The sequence below is a fragment of the Staphylococcus sp. GDY8P57P genome, from assembly GCF_017892585.1.
GTDB classification, from domain to species: Bacteria; Bacillota; Bacilli; order Staphylococcales; family Staphylococcaceae; genus Staphylococcus; species Staphylococcus borealis.
In genome coordinates this window covers 57,160-75,651 of sequence record NZ_JAESLK010000007.1, presented here as the reverse complement: position 1 = coordinate 75,651, position 18,492 = coordinate 57,160, and the positions used below count along the sequence as shown (strand labels likewise).

The window sequence follows — 18,492 nt, the reverse complement described above, 5'->3', positions numbered from 1 at the left end:
ATAAGCTAAACGTTCTTGTTGATTCACTGCATTTAATCCTCATCTGGATCTGGTAATGCGTCGTATGCTGCTTCATCTACATTTTCTAATTTAACTAACCAATTTTCTTCTGGTTTTTCTGAATTTAAAATAGCTGGTTCATCTTCTGCTTTCGTATTACGTTCGACGATTTTACCTGCAAGTGGAGATTGCACATCTAATACAGTTTTAGATGCTTCGATGCTGACGATTTCATCATTAACATTAACATCGTCTGCGCCCATAAATTCGACATAACCTACAGTACCTACATCATCTTGTAATTCAGGTGTCATACGATAAATATATTGGTTACCTACTTTTTCTACATATAAATAATTAGCTAATTTAGCCATTACATATCATCCTTTCTTTCTTTATAAATACGCTTGTGCTATGCGTTCGATAGTACGACATCGTTGGTCGATGCCTGGTAATAGTGGTACAACTAAGACTTCATCCGCCTTAAATTCTTGGATCATTGCATCCAAGCGGGGTTTCACTTGTGCTATTGTTCCAGCTAGAATTCGTGAGCGGTGTTGAGCGATAACGCGTTTATCACGGTCACTTAATTTATATTGTCTAGCTGTTTCAATAGAAGGGAAGCGGTCAAACTCAGCAAATTGTTGTTTGCCTAATAACCAAACGTCAAGTGCATGTAATAAGTCTTGCGCCTCTTCTTCAGTATCCGTAACGATGACAAACGTGGTTAACATGACTGTGGGTGACATGTTTAACGCAGTCGGTTGAAAATGTTCGCGATACGTTTCGACAGACGCTTTAGCTGCATCAATCTTATCTTGATTTGGTAATAAGAATGTCCCTAATGTGTAGCCCATGCCTTGTGTAGCAGCTAATTTAGCTGAACGTTGACTTGCGCTTAAGAGCCACATATCAGGATGACGAGATAGCTGAGGCTGACTAATGACCTGTCCTACGCGTTGGGCTTCTGGTGCTTGCGTCAAGTAATGGCGAATATCTTCAATACTTTGTGCATAATCAAGATAATCACGTTTGTCCTCGTCCATTGCGCGTTTAACCACCGCTGTACCTGGATTATTGCCGATACCCAAGTCAACCCGACCAGGGTGGAGTGCCTCTAACATCTTGAAATTTTCGGCCACTTTAAACGGACTATAGTGCGGTAACATGACCCCACCAGACCCCAACTTAATGCGTTTCGTTTCCCCTAACAAATGCATCATTAAGAGTTCAGGACTACCACTCGCAAACGCTGGAACGTCATGATGTTCCGTTAACCAGAAACGTTTATAACCTAGTTCGTCAGCGCGTTTTGCAAGTCTTGTTGTATCTTGTAATGCTTGTGTCGCATCCTTACCTTCATCAATCATGGCATAATCTAATATATTGAAATCCACTTGGTGCTCATCTCCAAAGCTTAATTGTTTAGTCCCTTATTATAATACCCACCACCATTTTAACGTGTTTAAAGAATTTTTGTAGTAATTTAGTTTATACGTCACACAAATGTTCTACTGCTATTTTCTTTTCCCGAAAAGGGGCCGAAAATGCGTTCACAAACAAGTCGATTGTGTATTGTCATAAAGCATGATACTTTGAAAATAATACAAAAATGAACGAAAGAGGATGTCATAAAATGTCGAAGTACGCACCATTGCTAGAACCCATTACATTATCTAATGGCATTACATTAGCCAATCGATTTGTCCTTTCGCCAATGACGACGAACTCATCTACGAAAGAAGGACATATCACAGAAGAAGATTTACGTTATGCGAAACGACGCGCAAGTTCAGCAGGATTGCAAGTAACCGGCGCAGCATATATTGAGCCATATGGACAATTGTTTGAATACGGCTTTAATATCTCTGATGATGCTTGTATTCCTGGTCTTAGAAAAGTTGCGCAAGCGATGAAACAAGATGGTAATAAAGCGATTATTCAACTCGCACATGCTGGAAGATTCTCCAATACTGCAATTATGAATTATGGAGAAGTGTATGGCCCCAGTCCAATGACTTTGCATTCACCAATTAAACATAACGTGTTAGAGATGTCAGTTGATAAAATTCATGAAGTTACACAACAATATGCAGATGCGACATCTCGTGCAATCCAAGCGGGCTTTGATGGTGTTGAGATTTCAGTCGCACAACGTTTATTATTACAAACATTCTTCTCAACATTCTCTAATCAACGTCATGACCAGTATGGTGTTGATTCATTAGAGAATCGAGCACGCTTTGGCTTAGAGGTCATGCAAGCAGTACAGAAAGTGATTGATGATGAAGCACCAAGTGATTTCATCTTCGGCTATAGAGCAACACCTGAAGAAACTAGAGGTAGTGACTTAGGCTATACCGTCGATGAATTTAATCAACATATCGATTGGGTTATGGACGTCGCCAATATTCATTATCTGGCTATCGCAAGTTGGGGGCGTAATATTTATCAGAATAAGACACGTACACCTGGCGCGCATTATGGACGACGCGTTAATCAAGTCGTATATGAACATTTAAATGGTCGTATACCTTTAATTGCGAGTGGTGGTATTAATTCACCTGAGACGGCACTAGATGCTTTAAGTAACGCTGATATGGTTGGCATGTCTTCACCATTTGTCACAGAACCAGATTTCGTGGGCAAATTGGCAGAAGGACGTGAAGACGCCATTGACTTACATGTACATCCAGATGAGTTAGATGAGCTGGCCATTCCACATGCTGCCTTTAAAGATATTGTACAAATGATGGATTATGGCGAAGGCCTGCAGAAGAAAACACGCGATGAATTGCGTAAATTAGAGAAAAATTATGATGAAGAGTAGGATGCAAGGCATAAAACGAATGTGTTAAAAGATTTTGTTGCATTGTCCTACAATGATGAATAGAACAAGAATATGTTGATATAGGTTGGGATGTTTTAATACGTTTCAGCCTTTTGCTTTGTTTAATTTTCGGCTAAATATTTAATTTTTTACGTTGTTAATGTAAACTTATTATTATATAAAGTTTACATTTAGAGTTTAGCGGGATTTTTTTAAGGATAAGGGGTTTAACAACATGAGATTAAATTTAGCAGATCGTATCTTAAATCAAGACTTATTGAGTAAGGATGAGGCGTTAGCATTATTTGAAGATGAAGCGATAGATACGTTTGAATTATTAAATGAAGCGTATGTGCTTCGTAAACACTTTTTCGGAAAAAAAGTGAAATTAAATATGATACTTAATGCGAAAAGTGGCATTTGTTCAGAAGACTGTGGTTATTGCGGTCAATCTGTGAAAATGAAAGACAAACAGCGATACGCCTTAGTGGAACCAGAAAAAATTAAAGCAGGTGCACAAGTAGCGACAGATAACCATATTGGTACATACTGTATCGTGATGAGTGGGCGTGGTCCTACAAATAGAGAGGTTGATCACATTTGCGACACAGTAGAAGAAATTAAAGCGTTACACCCACAACTTAAAATTTGTGCCTGCTTAGGACTAACGAATGAAGCGCAAGCGGAGAAGTTAAAAGAAGCGGGTGTGGATCGCTATAATCATAATTTAAATACAAGTGAACGTTATCATAGCGAGGTTGTAACGACACATACATATGAAGATCGCGTACGTACGGTTGAAATCATGAAAGCGAATCACATCTCGCCGTGTTCAGGTGTGATTTGTGGCATGGGTGAGACGAACGAGGACATTATCGATATGGCGTTTGCGTTGAAAGATATTGATGCTGATAGTATTCCAATTAATTTCCTACACCCAATTAAAGGAACAAAATTCGGTGGACTCGATTTATTATCGCCAATGAAATGTTTAAGAATTATCGCGATGTTTCGACTTATTAATCCATCTAAAGAAATTCGTATTGCCGGTGGTCGAGAAGTGAATTTACGATCACTCCAAGCCATCGCATTAAAGGCAGCCAATTCCATCTTTGTAGGTGATTATTTGATTACAGGCGGACAACCAAACGAACTCGACTATCAGATGATTGAAGATTTAGGATTTGAGATTGATGGGTAGTTTAGAATACGTTTGAAATTTGCTACGATGGAAGAGAAGAACATTTAGAAAAGGATGAAATAACATGTCATCTAAACAATCATCATTTGGAGATAAACGTTGGCATAACATTTTACTTATTGTAGTAGGCATATTGGCATTCTGTATATTCCATTTTGTAATGGGTACTAATGTGGCATATGCATTAATGTTTCTATATGGGCCACTTACCATAGGGATTGTTAATTTAGGAAAGATTAGAGAAAAAGAAAATAATAATGACTGAACTCACGAATTAATAATATACACCCATATATTGTCTTTGTTAAATGATTAAATGTAAGTGATGAGACGACTATTTCTAAATATATAATATATCGTAGAAATCTCACTTATTAGAAATGGGGCAAGGACAAATGGAAGAGAAATTTGAAAAGATCTTATTAGATAATACAATATTTAATAAAAATGAATTTATGGCAAAATACAATCCATGGGCACAAGAAAGAGCTACACATCTTATTAATAATTATTTAATGATAATGAATAAAGAGAATGAATCTAATTATTTTACTGGTGATTTCAATTACAATAGTGAAAACTTTTCATGGTTAGCGATAGAAGAGGATTTAGAAAATAAATATTTAAAAACAGGTAAAGCAAAAGAATTTCCTAAAAACATACATTATGGTTTACCAAATCAAATTCATGGAAACATTGATAAATCAACAATTTTTCAATGTTTACTTAATCCAAACATTGCAATTATAGATAAGAAAACTGAACCTGAAAATTTAGAAGATTTTTTTGATGAATTTGAAAGCACAAATACTGGTGATTTAAGCGCAAAATTTTTAAACTATTCAAATGAAGAAAAAATTAAAAAGCATATTGTAGATACTGACAGCTCAATGTTGAGCAAAGAGTTATTAGACTTAATTAATTTGGATGAATCCAAATTTAAAGAATTAATGAGTGGTGTAAAAAAATTAACGAATAGGTTTTATTATTTAGGCGAGTATTTTTACCCTCTATTAGCAAGTGATAACGAGAACAATAAAGTTTTTCAAAAGCTAAAAAAAGAGTTAGGTAAAGTAGAAAATTATAATATAGTAAAAGAAAATGTTGAAAAATTAAAGACATGTAATCTTGAAGTTTTTCCATTCCGTTCTAAAGAACCTAAGTTAGGCTTTGGAAATAATAACTTTGGTAGAGATTTAGTTGAAACAGAGGTAGATTCAATATTATTAGGCGCGCGTATTATTTTGAGAAGAATAGCATTATATCTACAAGATGATTTAAGTAATAATGTCCAACCCATATTTATATTTAGAAGATATGATTTGGTATGGAAAAATCTTATTATGACAGTATTAAAAAATGATTATAAAGTTAATAATGAAGATGCTAAAGAAATGTTAAAAGAAATGGAAGATGAATATTTTTACTTCTTTACAAATAGAAGTGATAAAGGGCGTTCATCAGGTAAAATATCAAAAGGTAATTTGAAAAAAAGTGATAATAGTGTGAGTGAACGTCAAAGTAGTTTGAAAAAAGACGAGTTTTTAGATTTAAAAATTAAACATGGCACACTTATTTTGGAGAATAATGAAATATAAATACAAAACCACTTATCTATCATTGTGACTAGATAAGTGGTTTTTATGATTTTATCAACGTTCGCTATGCTTACGTGCTTTATGAGCGTCGGCTGCTGCGTAACCGGCTTTACGATTTGCTTCAGAGGATTGATAACTTGCTGAAGCAGCGTAATCTCTTGCTTCTTTTGAGTATTCAGATGCCCGGTTTGCCCAATGTGCTGAAGCGGCGGAATTGGTTGCAGCTAGGTTAGAAGCGTATTTGGCAGCTCTTGCATCTATACTAGTTTGCGTTACTTTAGAAAGAATTTGTTGCTGTTGACCTTCCATACGTGTTTGATGTGACTCTGTTTCAAATAAATTAATGGCTTCTTTTAAACTATCAGCACGGTGATTATAAAGATAGTTGAACATTGAACTTAATGCTGTGATATGAGAATAAGCACTTGGAATGCGACTATAAACACCAGAGGTATTTAACGTTTGATTAACTTCAGTAATGATATTTTTATTGTCACGTATATGTTGTAATGCATTTTGAGCTTCAGGTTGTGCGTGAATCTCTTGTTGTGCATTACTATAACGATTTGAGTTTATAAAATTTTTACTTGGTTTTTTAACTTTTTTATTTTGGGTGAACCAAGCAATCATAATAAAAATACCTATACAAAATAAACTAACTGAATGAAATAATATAATGGATAAAATCATGACAGCAAGACCTGGTAAAAGTAAAAACAACATATTTTTTCTTTTGATATGATTTAATATCATGTTTTGAATTTTTTTGTTTTCCTTATTAATAGTTTGATTGCAAGTCTGTATTTGGTTATGACCTTTTATCATTAGTGCGATGTCAGACATGAGTTGTTCTTTAGTATTGTCCATAGGTAACGCTCCTTAATTTATTTTAAAGTTGAAGATTGAAGTAGTGTGAAAAGAAGCGAGATGATTCAATCTTTAATAAACTGATATTCTATCTCGCAACCATTTCACACCTTTAGTTAAACTTCATTTCGTAAATAGATCATTTGTAATTTAATGAGTTCAGTTGTGAATTGATTGAGTAACGTCGTCGGTGAAATGAGTCGTAATGATCTTCGATAATTGAAACACAATTCAATTGCTTCCTTAGTATTGATTTCAATCTCGATAGTGTAAGACTTAGACGTACGTTGTAAGACTTTCATTTCATACTGATGTTTAAGCTTTTCATATAAATGAGGTGTAACTTCATAAGTGACTTTAGTAGTCTGAAGTGCTGTTCCCATATTTTTATGGCTACTTTTAATAAAATAACTGTTTTTATGTTGGTCAAATGTAATTTCTTCTGCAATATCTGAATTAAGGTTCACTTCATATAGATAATGTCGAATATTTTCAATATCTCTTTGAATGGTTCTTGGGTTTACGCCAAATTGTTTAGCTAAATTAGCTTTATTAACTGTCTGTTTTTTCAATAATTTGGAATAGATATTTAATACTCTGAATGCCTGTTCCATTCGCAATTCTTCCCTTCACGAAACCTATAATTATTATAAAAAATGACCCTAGACAATATGTGTCATTTAGTTAAAAGATTTAATTTTATAAATAGTTTAATTTATTTAATATTGCGTTACATATTTAAAGCTCTTGAAATTTAATAAGACATATAATGTCTATCTCAATCGTTACCAATGACATAGGACTGAAATACGAACCACTCAATTAGGTCATCAGGCGTTGAGGCAATGTCTTTTAAATTATCTTTCGTCGCATCATTGTGATTTAATTTGTGAAAAACATTATGAAAAATTGATAAGAGCAATGCTTGATCATTCACTCGATCTATTCCAAAATCCAGTCGTTCATAACAATTAACGATACTTTTTGGCGTTTGTTGATATTTCGCAAGTTCCTGAATGATTATGTTATAAAGCATAGGTTTCACCTCCGTTTCTTCATGTTTGAAACTAGAGGCGCCTGCCAAGGCGACTCATTAACTTTCAAGAAGAACGGAATTTTAAAAAGTAGAAGAAAGTACAAAAAGAACATGAAAAACCGCCATTACCAGGGAAGGTAATGGCGGTTTTTTGCATCATAAAAGTGTATTTTTAAAATAATTGTAAACGATAAAAAAAGAGAGGAACGTTATCTTTTGTTCCTCTCCTAATGTATCGTTACATCAATCCTATCAGTTTCATCCATAGAGAACCTAAACCAAGCCATATTACAAAGTACACAACGCCTAAAACAAGGTTCATCAGCCACCAACGTTTCTGAGTGACGTAACCAGCGGCATAAAGGATAGGTGCTGGACCGCTACTGTAGTGTGTTGTAGAGGCCATTAAATTTCCAAAGAAGCCAAGCATTAATGCACTGAATAATGGTGGTGCACCTGCGGCAACGGCTACGCCAAGCAATGCAGCGTACATCGCACTGACGTGAGCGGTTGAACTGGCAAATAGGTAATGTGAATAGAAGTAAAAGATAATGAGTATGACAAGAACGACTGGCCAACTGAGGCCACCTAAGCTTGTTGCGATAGTATGGCTTAACCATGGGATAAAGCCTAATTGATTGAGTTGATCTGCCATCATAACTAGCACTGAGAACCAAACTAATGTATTCCAAGCACCCGTTTCATTTAAGATATCTTTCCAATCTAATACACCTGTGATAAGCAATAAAGATAATGCAATAAATGCAGTTAATGTTGCATCTACACCAATAAAGCTACCGATGACCCAGAGTAGTAAGGCGATGATAAATACACCAATCATAAATTTTTCAGCTTTAGCAATTGAACCCATTGCTGCTAATTCATTTTCAGCCCAATGTTTCGCATCTGGTGTCTCTTTCACTGTTGGTGGATAGAGTTTATAAATAATGTAAGGTATGACAATCAGTGACACAATTCCAGGTACAACTCCTGCTAAGAACCAGTTCATCCAAGTTACGTGAACATGCGCAGTTTTCTCAGCTAAATTTTGAGCGAGTGGGTTACCGGCCATTGCTGTTAAGAACATGGCTGCAGTAATAAGATTGCCGTGAAATTCGGTAAAGATTAAAAATGAGCCCACCTTACGTTCGGTGCCTTGTTTCGGGTCAGAACCAAATGATTTAGATAGGGACTGAATGATTGGGAACATAATACCACCAGCACGGGCAGTATTACTAGGTGTTGCTGGCGCTAATATTAAATCTACACCGACGAGTGAGTATGCCAGACCAAGTGTCTTTTTACCAAATAGTCTTACAAACTGAAGTGCGATACGTCGACCTAGTCCAGTCTTAACAAACCCTCTAGAGATAAAGAATGCCATTGCAATCAACCAAATACTTGGGTTACCGAAGCCTTGAACTGCTGTCTTAGTATCGATAACGCCAACTAATATAGTTAACGTGAATCCTATAATTGATACGGCACCAATCGTCATCGGTTGGGTGATACAACCGATAATGGTACCTACGAATATAGCAAACATAAGCCATGCATCCAGACTGAGTGATTCGGGTCTGAAGGGGGCAAGCACAGCGATAAGTATGCCGACGACAAGGGGTAATATAAATTTCTTATATTTAACAGAGTGATTCATCTCGAAACCTTCTTTCCAACTTTCGAACTTTTTCATACATAGAATAGACTTATTTTTAAGTAATGTACAGCGTGTTTTTGCATTTTGTTGAGAATAATTATCAATGAAATATTAAGTTAAAAAAACGCATAGGCTATCGAATTTTAGATGTGTATGGGATAAAATGTTATTCAAAGAAAGGGGATGACATGATGTTAACTATAGGGACGTTGATCGCGAAAGATGATACGTGAATATTGTGGGCAATTATTATTGTTTGGGCGACAGTCAGTATTGTCTTAGAACAAAAATATCAATGGGCGAGCACGATTTCAGGAGCCATTATAGCCTTGGTAGGTGCGATGGTATTATCTAATTTTAAAGTGATTCCAACTGAATCACCGGTGTATGATACGGTATGGGATTATGCCGTACCTATTTCAATTCCTTTATTATTGTTCAGTTCGAACATTTTAAAGATTTGGAAAGAAAGTCGTCGATTATTATATATTTTCTTAATTGCGTCTGTTGGGACATTAATGGGAACCACAGTAGGATTTATTGTGCTTCATCAATGGATTCCATACTTAGCTAAGATTGGCGCGATGATGACAGGTAGCTATATCGGTGGTGGTGTAAACTTTGCGGCTTTAAGTACTAAATTTAAAACACCAAGTGATATGATTTCATCTACAGTTGTAGCTGATAATAGTGTGATGGCGCTTTACTTTATGTTATTAATTGCCATACCGTCATTGCCTATAATAAAGAAATGGTTCAAGACGGATTACCAAACAGCGTCAACACCAGAAACGCAACAATCCTATTGGAAACCGAAGCAAATTCAACTATTAGATATTGCACTTTCAGTGGCGATTGCAGTCGCATTAGTAGCTATTAGTTTTAAATTATCTGAGGTTATTCAACATGTGATACCGCAGTCTAATGTTCTACTAACTATCCTTGTTTCTTTCTTTGGAGATCAGTATTTGTTATTGACGACACTGACGTTATTAACGGTGGCGATTTGGGGAGATTTCTTTGATAAATTAGCCGGTTCTTCAGAAATTGGGACGTTCATTATTTATATATTCTTTGTCGTTATCGGAACGCCGGCTTCATTTATGACGATTATAAAAACGGCGCCATTGTTATTTGTCTTTGTGATGATTATTTTAATTTTCAATTTAGGTTTAAGTTTAATTGTAGGGAAATTATTTAACTTCAAGATTGAAGAAATATTGTTAGCGAGTAATGCGACAGCAGGTGGTCCAACGACGGCAGCTGCATTAGCAATTAGTAAAGGATGGCAAGGGCTTGTTGGTCCAATATTAATTATAGGCACATTAGGTTATGTTATTGGGAACTATGCCGGGACACTTATGTATCAATTGTTAATACACATTGGATAAGCATACATAAAAGGAGATATCTCAGCAAAACGTTTAGCTGAGTATCTCCTTTTAAATTTAATCATTTAATTCGCTATCTTTAATATCTGTAATAAACATGTGTCCGGGTGAGTGTGTAATCATTAACTCAGGTTTAGCATCAAGCGCAACAGACTGTGGTGTCACGCCACACCCCCAGAAGACAGGGACTTCATTTGGTTTGATCGTGACAGCCTCTCCATAATCAGGCTTATTAATATCAGTGATACCCAGTTCGTCTGGTGAACCAATATGAATGGGCGTACCATGGACATTCTTAAAGTGTGATGTGATTTCTGTTGCTTTAATCGCTTGTGTCATTGTCATTGGACGCATGCTAACTGTAATATTACCTTTAAAATAGCCACTTGATTCGGCAGGAATATGCGTACGATACATTGGGACGTTATGACCTTCTTCAATGTGTCGAACAGGTAAACCAGCTTCTAACATGGCATGTTCGAAGGTGAAACTACATCCAATTAAGAAACTAACCATATCTTCGGTATACAGCTCTGTGATATCATCGACTTCTTTAATCAACTGGCCATGTTCATAAATGCGGTATTTCGGAACGTCAGTGCGAATATCTGCGTTACGTCCATAATATGGAAATGCATGTGCACCAACTTCCGAGACATCTAATAGTGGACACGTCTTAGGATTTCGAAAACAAAATTTTAAAAAATCATAAGCGTATTTCGATGGCAATATGACTACATTTGCTTGAATGTAGCCCTCAGCCATACCGCTTGTGTGATCGACAAGTTCTCCTTTACGAATCAATTGGCGCAAGACTTCAGGTGATGCTTGTTTGTAATTCATGTTAAATCCCCCTTGTTTCCCCTTCATAATTGAAAGTGCATATTACTACAATATTTTAAAATTACACATATGACAAGAAAGGAGATACAGTTTATTTATTGAAATAGTTATAGACTAAAGTGATAGAACTATTAACAAATAACGGTAATAAACAATATAAACTAACGACAATCCAATTATCACTTACACGATAAATGACAAAAAACAATATAAACAAAAATATACTTATGATTAGCCCAATAACTGGTAATAAATGATAGTACTGGTCCATATGATTATGATTGTTTCTCATTATGATCCGCCTTTTCATTAGACTGATTAAGCTGTTCGCGTTGTTCCAATGGGATAGAATAGTCTTTGTCATCATTGATATAAGACATTTGGAAGTGCTTCGTATGTTCTCTACGGAGTGCGCGCATAATTGAGAGCGTCATTAATAATAGAATGATAGAGAACGGTAATCCTGTTACAACAGAGGCAGTTTGTAAGCTTGTTAATCCACCTGCAATCGTCATTGCTACCGAGATTGCACCAATAAGTAATCCCCAAATCACTTTGTGCTTAACCTTAGGATTCTCACTACCTCCCGTTGCCATGCCAGCAACAATATGTGTCGTTGAGTCGGCGCTTGTCACTATGAGTAAGAATATTAAGACGACGGCAAGTATGCTCGTTATATCAGCCAATGGGAATTTCGATAATAATTCAAATAATGCAATGGTGTAATCTTTATCAACTAATTGCGCAATATTATCGCCACCCATTGCAACTTTCACTGCCATACCACCAAAGCCAGCAATCCATACAAATGAAATGAGTGGCGGTACGATTAAGACACACATAATAAATTCACGAATGGTACGTCCACGAGATACACGAGCAACGAAACCACCGATAAATGGTGACCATGAGATGACCCATGCCCAGTAAAAGACGGTCCATTGTTGAATCCATGCATTATCACCAGAATAGGGATTGATACGCAAACTATATTCAACAAAATGTCTGATATAATCGCCAATGGCTAGCGTGTAGGATTCAAAGATGAATTTTAAATCCCCAACAATCAGCATAAATAATAATAAGATTGCACCTAAAATAATATTGATGTTGCTTAGCCATTTCACGCCACGATTTAATCCAGTTACCGCAGAACCTAAGAATATACACACCATGAGTACTGTGATAGCTATTTTTGTAACGTTATTGTTGGGTACATGAAAGACATGGTTAAGACCACCACTAATTTGCATAATTCCAAGACCGATAGAAGTGGCGATACCCATGACTGTAGCTATAATTGCTAAGATATCAATGATATTTCGAAATGGACGTTTATAAGCTTGTCCGAAGACAGGTTCCATTGCTGTAGAAATTAATCCGTCTCGCTTTTTACGAAATTGAAAATACGCCACGATCAGTCCCGCCATGGCGAATATAGACCATTGTGAAATGCCCCAATGGAAGAAAGTATAACCCATAGCTACACGAGCAGATTCTGCCGATGCATTCGGCACGTCTTTTGGAAAAGGTGAATGGAGATAATGTGTGAGTGGTTCAGCAACCCCCCAGAATACGATACCAACACCAAGTCCAGCCGAAAATAACATACCTAACCATGATAAGAATGAAAATTCTGGTTCTTCATCATCACGCCCTAATTTGAAACGGCCATAACGAGAAATTGCTAAAGAGATTAAAAAGATGTCTAAAATGAATATGATAAGTAAAAATAACCAACCAAATGAATTAGAAATAAAGTCATAAATATGTTGTGCATGATTTCCGAAAGCTTTAGGAAAGAAGCCAGCCATTGCAGTTATAAGTATAATGATGGCCACGGATACCGTGTATACTAAATAATTGTTTTTCTGTCGCTTGTCATTCATTGTTCAATTAAGTCATCCTTTATATTTTATTTATTTTGAGTATACCGATAATAGTAAATATTTTCAAAATTCAAATTTTATTAAATATAACGATTCATAAGTCATACTGCGCTATTTTGAAAACTTTTTCCAAAAGAGAAATTTGGCTAAATACTATCTAATGAAATGCTATAATTGAGATGAAAATTTGAAGAATTCAATAGAAAAGAAGGTATATCATGTCGACAAACTATGTCATTACGAACGGTAAAATTTACACAGAACAACAAGTTATTGAAAATGGATATCTTGTAGTAGAAGATGGCAAAATCAGTGATATTCAGCAAGGAACGTATACTGGCGAATTAGAACAAATAGATGTGAAAGGTCAAAATGTATTGCCTGGGTTCATTGATATTCATATTCATGGCGGCTATGGTGAGGATGCTATGGATGCGTCTTACGATGGTTTGAAACATTTGGCGGAACAATTGTTATCAGAGGGCACAACTACATTCTTAGCAACAACGATGACACAATCGGATGCCAATATTGAAAAGGCATTGAAAAATATCGTAGCATATCAAGCAGATCAACAACAAGGAGAAGCAGCGGAAGTAGGTGGCATTCATTTAGAAGGACCATTTATTTCAGAACATAAAGTTGGGGCTCAAAATCCTAAATATGTGCAACGTCCATCAGCGTCGAAAATTCAGCATTTTCAAGATGTGGCTAATCATCAAATCAAAATTATTACATTTGCACCAGAAGTTGAAGGTGCCCATGATACGCTTAATCAGTTACATGATGATATTATCTTCTCAATGGGGCATACGGTAGCCACATTTGATGAAGCGAATGAAGCGGTGGAACATGGTGCTAAGCACATCACACATCTATATAATGCAGCTACACCATTCGAACATCGCAATCCTGGTGTCTTTGGTGCAGCGTGGACGAATGATCAATTAAATACTGAAATTATCGTGGATGGTATTCATTCACATCCGGCTGCTGTGCATATTGCATATAAGCAAAAAGGAAATGAACATATGTATCTCATTACTGATGCTATGCGTGCGAAAGGCATGGAAGATGGGGAATATGACTTGGGTGGACAGAACGTTATCGTTAAAGGTAAAGAAGCCCGCCTAGCAAGTGGTGCCTTAGCAGGTAGTATTCTTAAAATGAATGACGGTTTGCATAATTTAATTCATTATACACACGATTCATTAGAAAACTTATGGCGTGTGACAAGCTTGAATCAAGCGATTGCATTGAACATCGATGCGCATAAAGGTAGCTTAGCAATCGGCAAAGATGCGGATATCGTAGTGGTAGATGATACGATTCGTATTGACAAAACAATCAAATCGGGCGTTGTACATCAATATTAAAAAATGTATTCAATTGTGATTATCTCTTTTCCGCGTTTAAAAATATGCATACAAGTGTATATATGTAGTAAATGTTTTGATACGAAACACAAGCGACGGAAAAGAGGTGTCCATACATGAATAATGACTTTAGATTCCCAAATGCTAAACATTTCTTTAGTTGGTTAGCATGGCTATCAATTATTGCGTTACTTGCAGTAATCGTACTTAATTTTATTGTATATAGCACATTCAAAAGTTTTAATCATTTTACTTTAGCGTTTGAATTCCATCAAACAGAGTTAATATTCTTAATTACTTTCTCAATTATTGCGATTATCAGCATTATTATGTATTTAATTTTAAAATTATTTAAGCATTCATAAAAAAAAGAAAGTGGATTGTAATCTCCACTTTCTTTTTTTGTATTATTTAGGATAAGATACTATAACTGTTTGAAAATCGTGTCATCAACAATGATTTCTACATTAGGATGTTGATGTAAGATCGATGCAGGTAATGACTCAGTTGGTTCACTGTTTAATAATTGATGAATCGCATCACGTTTACGTTCACCAAATGCTAAGAGTATAATTCGTTTCGCACGCATGATGGAATTTAATCCCATTGATACAGCTTGTTTAGGTACATCATCAATATGATCAAAATGCACACTGTTGGCATTAATCGTCGATTCGGTTAAATCAACGACACGTGTTTCGCTTTCAAAGGATGTGCCTGGCTCATTAAAACCGATATGGCCATTTTCACCAATACCTAATAATTGAATGTCTGGTTGACCTATTTGCTTCAAGCGTGCTTCGTAACGTCGTGCTTCCTCCTCTAAATGATCAACATGCCCTTGAGGGATATGAATGTGATCTTCATTCCAACTATCATTGTGATCAAATAATAATTCATGCATATACGTATGATAACTTTGAGCATGCGAAGGTTCTAAACCTACATATTCATCTAAATTGAACGTTTGAACATTTGCTAAATCAACGTGATTGGCTGATAGCAATTCTGAAAAGCGGGGATAGACATCCGTCATCGTGCCACCAGTAGCAAGGCCTAATATCGCATCAGGTTTGTCTTTAGTCAGTTTCAATAGTTCAATGGCAACATAATCACTCGCCAGTTTTTTGTCTACTAAGTTTGTTATTTTCATGATTTATGCCTCCAAATTAAGATGTTATTTCTGTTGGACAGCTTCTATAAAACGTTCAGTGATTTGTTTAGGACGTGTGATTGCACCGCCAACAACCGTGCAATGTACGCCTAAATCGCTTACCTTTTTATACATTTCAGGGGTAATGACATTTCCTTCAGCAATCACTTTGGCATTAACCTTTTGCAATACTTCTTTCAAGAATTCAAAATCATTTTCAAAGAGAATGTGTCCCTTTGTATAAGACGTATACCCTCGTAATGTTGTGCCAATGTAATCAAAGTTTAACTGATCTGCGTTAACGGCTTCTTCAACTGTTGAAATATCGGCCATAATTTCAACATGAGGTGCTTTCTCTCGAATGTATTGAACTAATGCCTCAAGTGACTCCTTAGGACGCGATTGGGTAGTGGCATCTAAAGCAATGACCTCGCAACCACTTTCGATTAATTCGTCAACCTCTTTAGAAGTTGCGGTAATAAATACATTTGAACCTTCATAATCTCGTTTTACAATTCCGATAACCGGTAATGATACTTCTTCTCTAATCGCTAAAATATCTTCTTTCGTATTAGCACGAATACCAACCGCACCACCTTGATAAGCGGCAAGCGCCATTTTTGACATGATAAATGATGAGTGCAATGGTTCGTCAGGTAACGCCTGACATGACACGATTAATCCGTTTGGTAACATTTTTAAACACGCTCCGTCTTTTCAAAATTGTAAATAGAAATAGCATTGTAATTGATTCGTTTATTCATTCATATCATAACATTAAGAAAATATTTATCAATTTATAAATCGCATTTGAAAAATATTTTCAAATATACTACAGTTTAACTAACTTAATTACGAGGTGATGTAATGAAATTTGAAAATCGTATTCAGCGAAGCCGTCATTTGTTAACGAAAATGGATAAAAAAATCATCGACTACATACAAACACATGAACTAGATGAAAATTTCTCAACGATTAATTCTTTAGCCTATGCCATAGGGACATCACCAGCTACAATCACAAGATTTAGTGGGAAATTGAACTATGCCAACTTTCAAGATATGAAATTTAATTTGCAACATGAAAAATCAGAAAAAGTAGTTGAAAATGCGCCACTTGTTCAACTGATTCATCGTTATCATCAAAATATTATTCAACAAACGGGTGAATTTATTTCCGAGGAAAAGATTAAGCGTTTAGCACATAATTTGAAGACATGTCGCCAAGCCAATTTCGCGGGATTAGGAAGTTCAGGGTTAACGGCAAGTGAATTTTATTATCGAACGATGCGCATGGGCATTAAAGGATCTGTGTCGACAGATGCACATCAAATGAAGATTTCTGCATCGCTATTGTCATCGAGAGATATGTTTGTCGCTATTTCAAATAGTGGTGAAACGTTAGAGTTAATTGAAGCTGCGAAGATTGCGCAAAAACAGGGTGCCTATGTGGTTGTGATAACCAACTTTGAAGGTAGTATGCTCACTAAGAATGCAGATTTAGTATTAATTACGACTGCGCAATCCAGCAACAATGATTCGAAATTTATTAACTCACAAATCGCGACACATTTTTTATTAGATTTAGTCAGCTATATACTACTTAATGACACGCATATGCATCACGTGTATCAACAAACGCGGCATGTTATTTTAGGTGATGAGAAAGAATGAAAAAGGGGGCGTGGGATAGTATTCAATGTGAATGCATCAAATTGTATCCCACGTCTAACGTTATAGCCTTATAGATGAGTGATTGCACCAAATAATGCGGCATGGTTTTCTGTTTGAGTGGTTTGTAACTTAGCAATGCCGTAATCAGAAGGTAGATAGTGGTGGATTTTAGGTTCGATGTATTTAAGTAATGTGTCACCTTGAGATGAAATACCACCACCTATCAGAATAAGACTTGGATCATACATAATTTGAATTTGTGCGATACCTTCAGCAACATAATGACTCCATTGATCAAGAATGTGAATAGCATCTTGATGATCCTTTTCAGCTAAATCAAATAACTTAGGTACGTCGGTGCCGTGTTCAAACTGATGTACCGTCATTAGGGCTTTAAGTGCGGAAGTTGAGGCACGTTGCTCGAATGTTTTACCATCTTCTTGTCGATACAATAAATAACCAATTTCATTGGCGCGATGACGTGACCCTTGATATATACCAAGTGTTGAATTATAAAATGCACCCCCAATACCAGTGCCTAAAGTTAAACAAAAAATATTATCCTCTTCATAATGGTGGAGTTTGAGTTCCCCTAATAATGCAGCATCCACATCATTATAGACAGCGATATCAGACGATAAATCTTTAAAGACCTCGAAGAATTGCGTACCGTCGTAATTTGGAATGGTCGGACCGGTATAAATAATTTGTCCTAAATCCGAATCAACGACGCCAGCACTTGAAATGCCAATAAATGGATTGTTAAGTTGATATTGGCTAATAAACCCTTCTACCAATTCATACGCTTTATCTACTATACGTACATTTATATTGTCTGGCGTTTTAATCTTTTGATAATCAATCATTTCTAAATCATCATTAATGACTGCTACTTTAATATTTGTTCCACCTATATCTACAGCTATTTTATACATTGAGGTACCTCCTTATTCGTCTTTATTATAACGACACTTCAA

The 18,492-nt window shown here is 35.9% G+C and carries 19 protein-coding genes; 8 read left to right on the top strand and 11 right to left on the bottom strand.

Annotated features, from left to right (window positions below; translation table 11 throughout):
* Positions 1-32 precede the first annotated feature (32 nt).
* Positions 33-374: a glycine cleavage system H family protein gene (locus KA878_RS03185; protein ID WP_053030078.1), complete on the bottom strand. Its 342-nt coding sequence runs from the start codon at positions 372-374 to the stop codon at positions 33-35.
* A 21-nt stretch (positions 375-395) separates the two neighbouring features.
* A complete protein-coding gene (locus KA878_RS03180) occupies positions 396-1,397 on the bottom strand; it encodes an LLM class flavin-dependent oxidoreductase (RefSeq protein WP_193838762.1) in 1,002 nt (333 codons plus the stop codon).
* Positions 1,398-1,636: 239 nt separating this feature from the next.
* On the opposite strand from KA878_RS03180, the gene KA878_RS03175 reads away from it, so the two are divergent.
* The 4 genes from KA878_RS03175 to KA878_RS03160 all read left to right on the top strand — a co-directional run bounded on the left by KA878_RS03175 (position 1,637) and on the right by KA878_RS03160 (position 5,629).
* Positions 1,637-2,830 (top strand): NADH-dependent flavin oxidoreductase, encoded by a 1,194-nt coding sequence (locus KA878_RS03175; RefSeq protein WP_193838763.1) that lies wholly within the window; start codon positions 1,637-1,639, stop codon positions 2,828-2,830.
* Between the two features lie 235 nt (positions 2,831-3,065).
* The gene (gene bioB, locus KA878_RS03170; RefSeq protein ID WP_194376769.1) at positions 3,066-4,031 is read left to right on the top strand and encodes a biotin synthase BioB; all 966 of its coding nucleotides are present in this window, start codon (positions 3,066-3,068) and stop codon (positions 4,029-4,031) included.
* 64 nt (positions 4,032-4,095) lie between these two features.
* Positions 4,096-4,296, top strand: coding sequence for a hypothetical protein (locus tag KA878_RS03165; protein ID WP_193838765.1), 201 nt, complete (start codon positions 4,096-4,098; stop codon positions 4,294-4,296).
* Between the two features lie 130 nt (positions 4,297-4,426).
* Entirely contained in the window at positions 4,427-5,629 is a 1,203-nt protein-coding gene (locus KA878_RS03160) for a hypothetical protein (RefSeq protein ID WP_193838766.1), read from the top strand.
* 54 nt (positions 5,630-5,683) lie between these two features.
* On the opposite strand, the gene KA878_RS03155 is transcribed toward KA878_RS03160, so the two are convergent.
* The 4 genes from KA878_RS03155 to KA878_RS03140 all read right to left on the bottom strand — a co-directional run bounded on the left by KA878_RS03155 (position 5,684) and on the right by KA878_RS03140 (position 9,189).
* Positions 5,684-6,496, bottom strand: a complete 813-nt coding sequence (locus KA878_RS03155) for a hypothetical protein (RefSeq protein ID WP_193838767.1) — start codon at positions 6,494-6,496, stop codon at positions 5,684-5,686.
* Positions 6,497-6,612: 116 nt separating this feature from the next.
* A complete protein-coding gene (locus KA878_RS03150) occupies positions 6,613-7,110 on the bottom strand; it encodes an HTH domain-containing protein (RefSeq protein ID WP_194378041.1) in 498 nt (165 codons plus the stop codon).
* 164 nt (positions 7,111-7,274) lie between these two features.
* Positions 7,275-7,532: a hypothetical protein gene (locus KA878_RS03145; protein ID WP_193838769.1), complete on the bottom strand. Its 258-nt coding sequence runs from the start codon at positions 7,530-7,532 to the stop codon at positions 7,275-7,277.
* Positions 7,533-7,770: 238 nt separating this feature from the next.
* Positions 7,771-9,189 (bottom strand): anion permease, encoded by a 1,419-nt coding sequence (locus tag KA878_RS03140; protein WP_193839938.1) that lies wholly within the window; start codon positions 9,187-9,189, stop codon positions 7,771-7,773.
* Positions 9,190-9,422: 233 nt separating this feature from the next.
* On the opposite strand from KA878_RS03140, the gene KA878_RS03135 reads away from it, so the two are divergent.
* The gene (locus KA878_RS03135; protein ID WP_247878255.1) at positions 9,423-10,580 is read left to right on the top strand and encodes a DUF819 family protein; all 1,158 of its coding nucleotides are present in this window, start codon (positions 9,423-9,425) and stop codon (positions 10,578-10,580) included.
* Positions 10,581-10,637: 57 nt separating this feature from the next.
* Here the strand turns inward: KA878_RS03135 and KA878_RS03130 are convergent, their stop codons facing one another.
* Together KA878_RS03130 and KA878_RS03125 are read right to left on the bottom strand one after the other, a co-directional pair.
* Positions 10,638-11,423 (bottom strand): putative hydro-lyase, encoded by a 786-nt coding sequence (locus KA878_RS03130; protein WP_193838770.1) that lies wholly within the window; start codon positions 11,421-11,423, stop codon positions 10,638-10,640.
* A 275-nt stretch (positions 11,424-11,698) separates the two neighbouring features.
* Positions 11,699-13,312, bottom strand: a complete 1,614-nt coding sequence (locus KA878_RS03125) for a BCCT family transporter (RefSeq protein ID WP_193838771.1) — start codon at positions 13,310-13,312, stop codon at positions 11,699-11,701.
* A 218-nt stretch (positions 13,313-13,530) separates the two neighbouring features.
* Between KA878_RS03125 and nagA the strand changes: the two genes are divergently transcribed.
* The gene (gene nagA, locus KA878_RS03120; protein WP_193838772.1) at positions 13,531-14,688 is read left to right on the top strand and encodes an N-acetylglucosamine-6-phosphate deacetylase; all 1,158 of its coding nucleotides are present in this window, start codon (positions 13,531-13,533) and stop codon (positions 14,686-14,688) included.
* 116 nt (positions 14,689-14,804) lie between these two features.
* The gene (locus tag KA878_RS03115; RefSeq protein WP_193838773.1) at positions 14,805-15,053 is read left to right on the top strand and encodes a hypothetical protein; all 249 of its coding nucleotides are present in this window, start codon (positions 14,805-14,807) and stop codon (positions 15,051-15,053) included.
* Between the two features lie 59 nt (positions 15,054-15,112).
* Here KA878_RS03115 and nagB read toward each other — a convergent pair whose 3' ends face one another.
* Both nagB and KA878_RS03105 read right to left on the bottom strand, forming a co-directional pair.
* The gene (gene nagB / locus KA878_RS03110) at positions 15,113-15,841 is read right to left on the bottom strand and encodes a glucosamine-6-phosphate deaminase (protein WP_193838774.1); all 729 of its coding nucleotides are present in this window, start codon (positions 15,839-15,841) and stop codon (positions 15,113-15,115) included.
* Between the two features lie 24 nt (positions 15,842-15,865).
* On the bottom strand, positions 15,866-16,537 hold the full coding sequence (locus tag KA878_RS03105) for an N-acetylmannosamine-6-phosphate 2-epimerase (protein ID WP_193838775.1): 672 nt from the start codon (positions 16,535-16,537) through the stop codon (positions 15,866-15,868).
* Positions 16,538-16,708: 171 nt separating this feature from the next.
* On the opposite strand from KA878_RS03105, the gene KA878_RS03100 reads away from it, so the two are divergent.
* A complete protein-coding gene (locus KA878_RS03100; RefSeq protein WP_193838776.1) occupies positions 16,709-17,515 on the top strand; it encodes a MurR/RpiR family transcriptional regulator in 807 nt (268 codons plus the stop codon).
* Positions 17,516-17,583: 68 nt separating this feature from the next.
* Here KA878_RS03100 and KA878_RS03095 read toward each other — a convergent pair whose 3' ends face one another.
* Positions 17,584-18,450: an ROK family protein gene (locus KA878_RS03095; protein ID WP_193838777.1), complete on the bottom strand. Its 867-nt coding sequence runs from the start codon at positions 18,448-18,450 to the stop codon at positions 17,584-17,586.
* Positions 18,451-18,492: the final 42 nt, after the last annotated feature.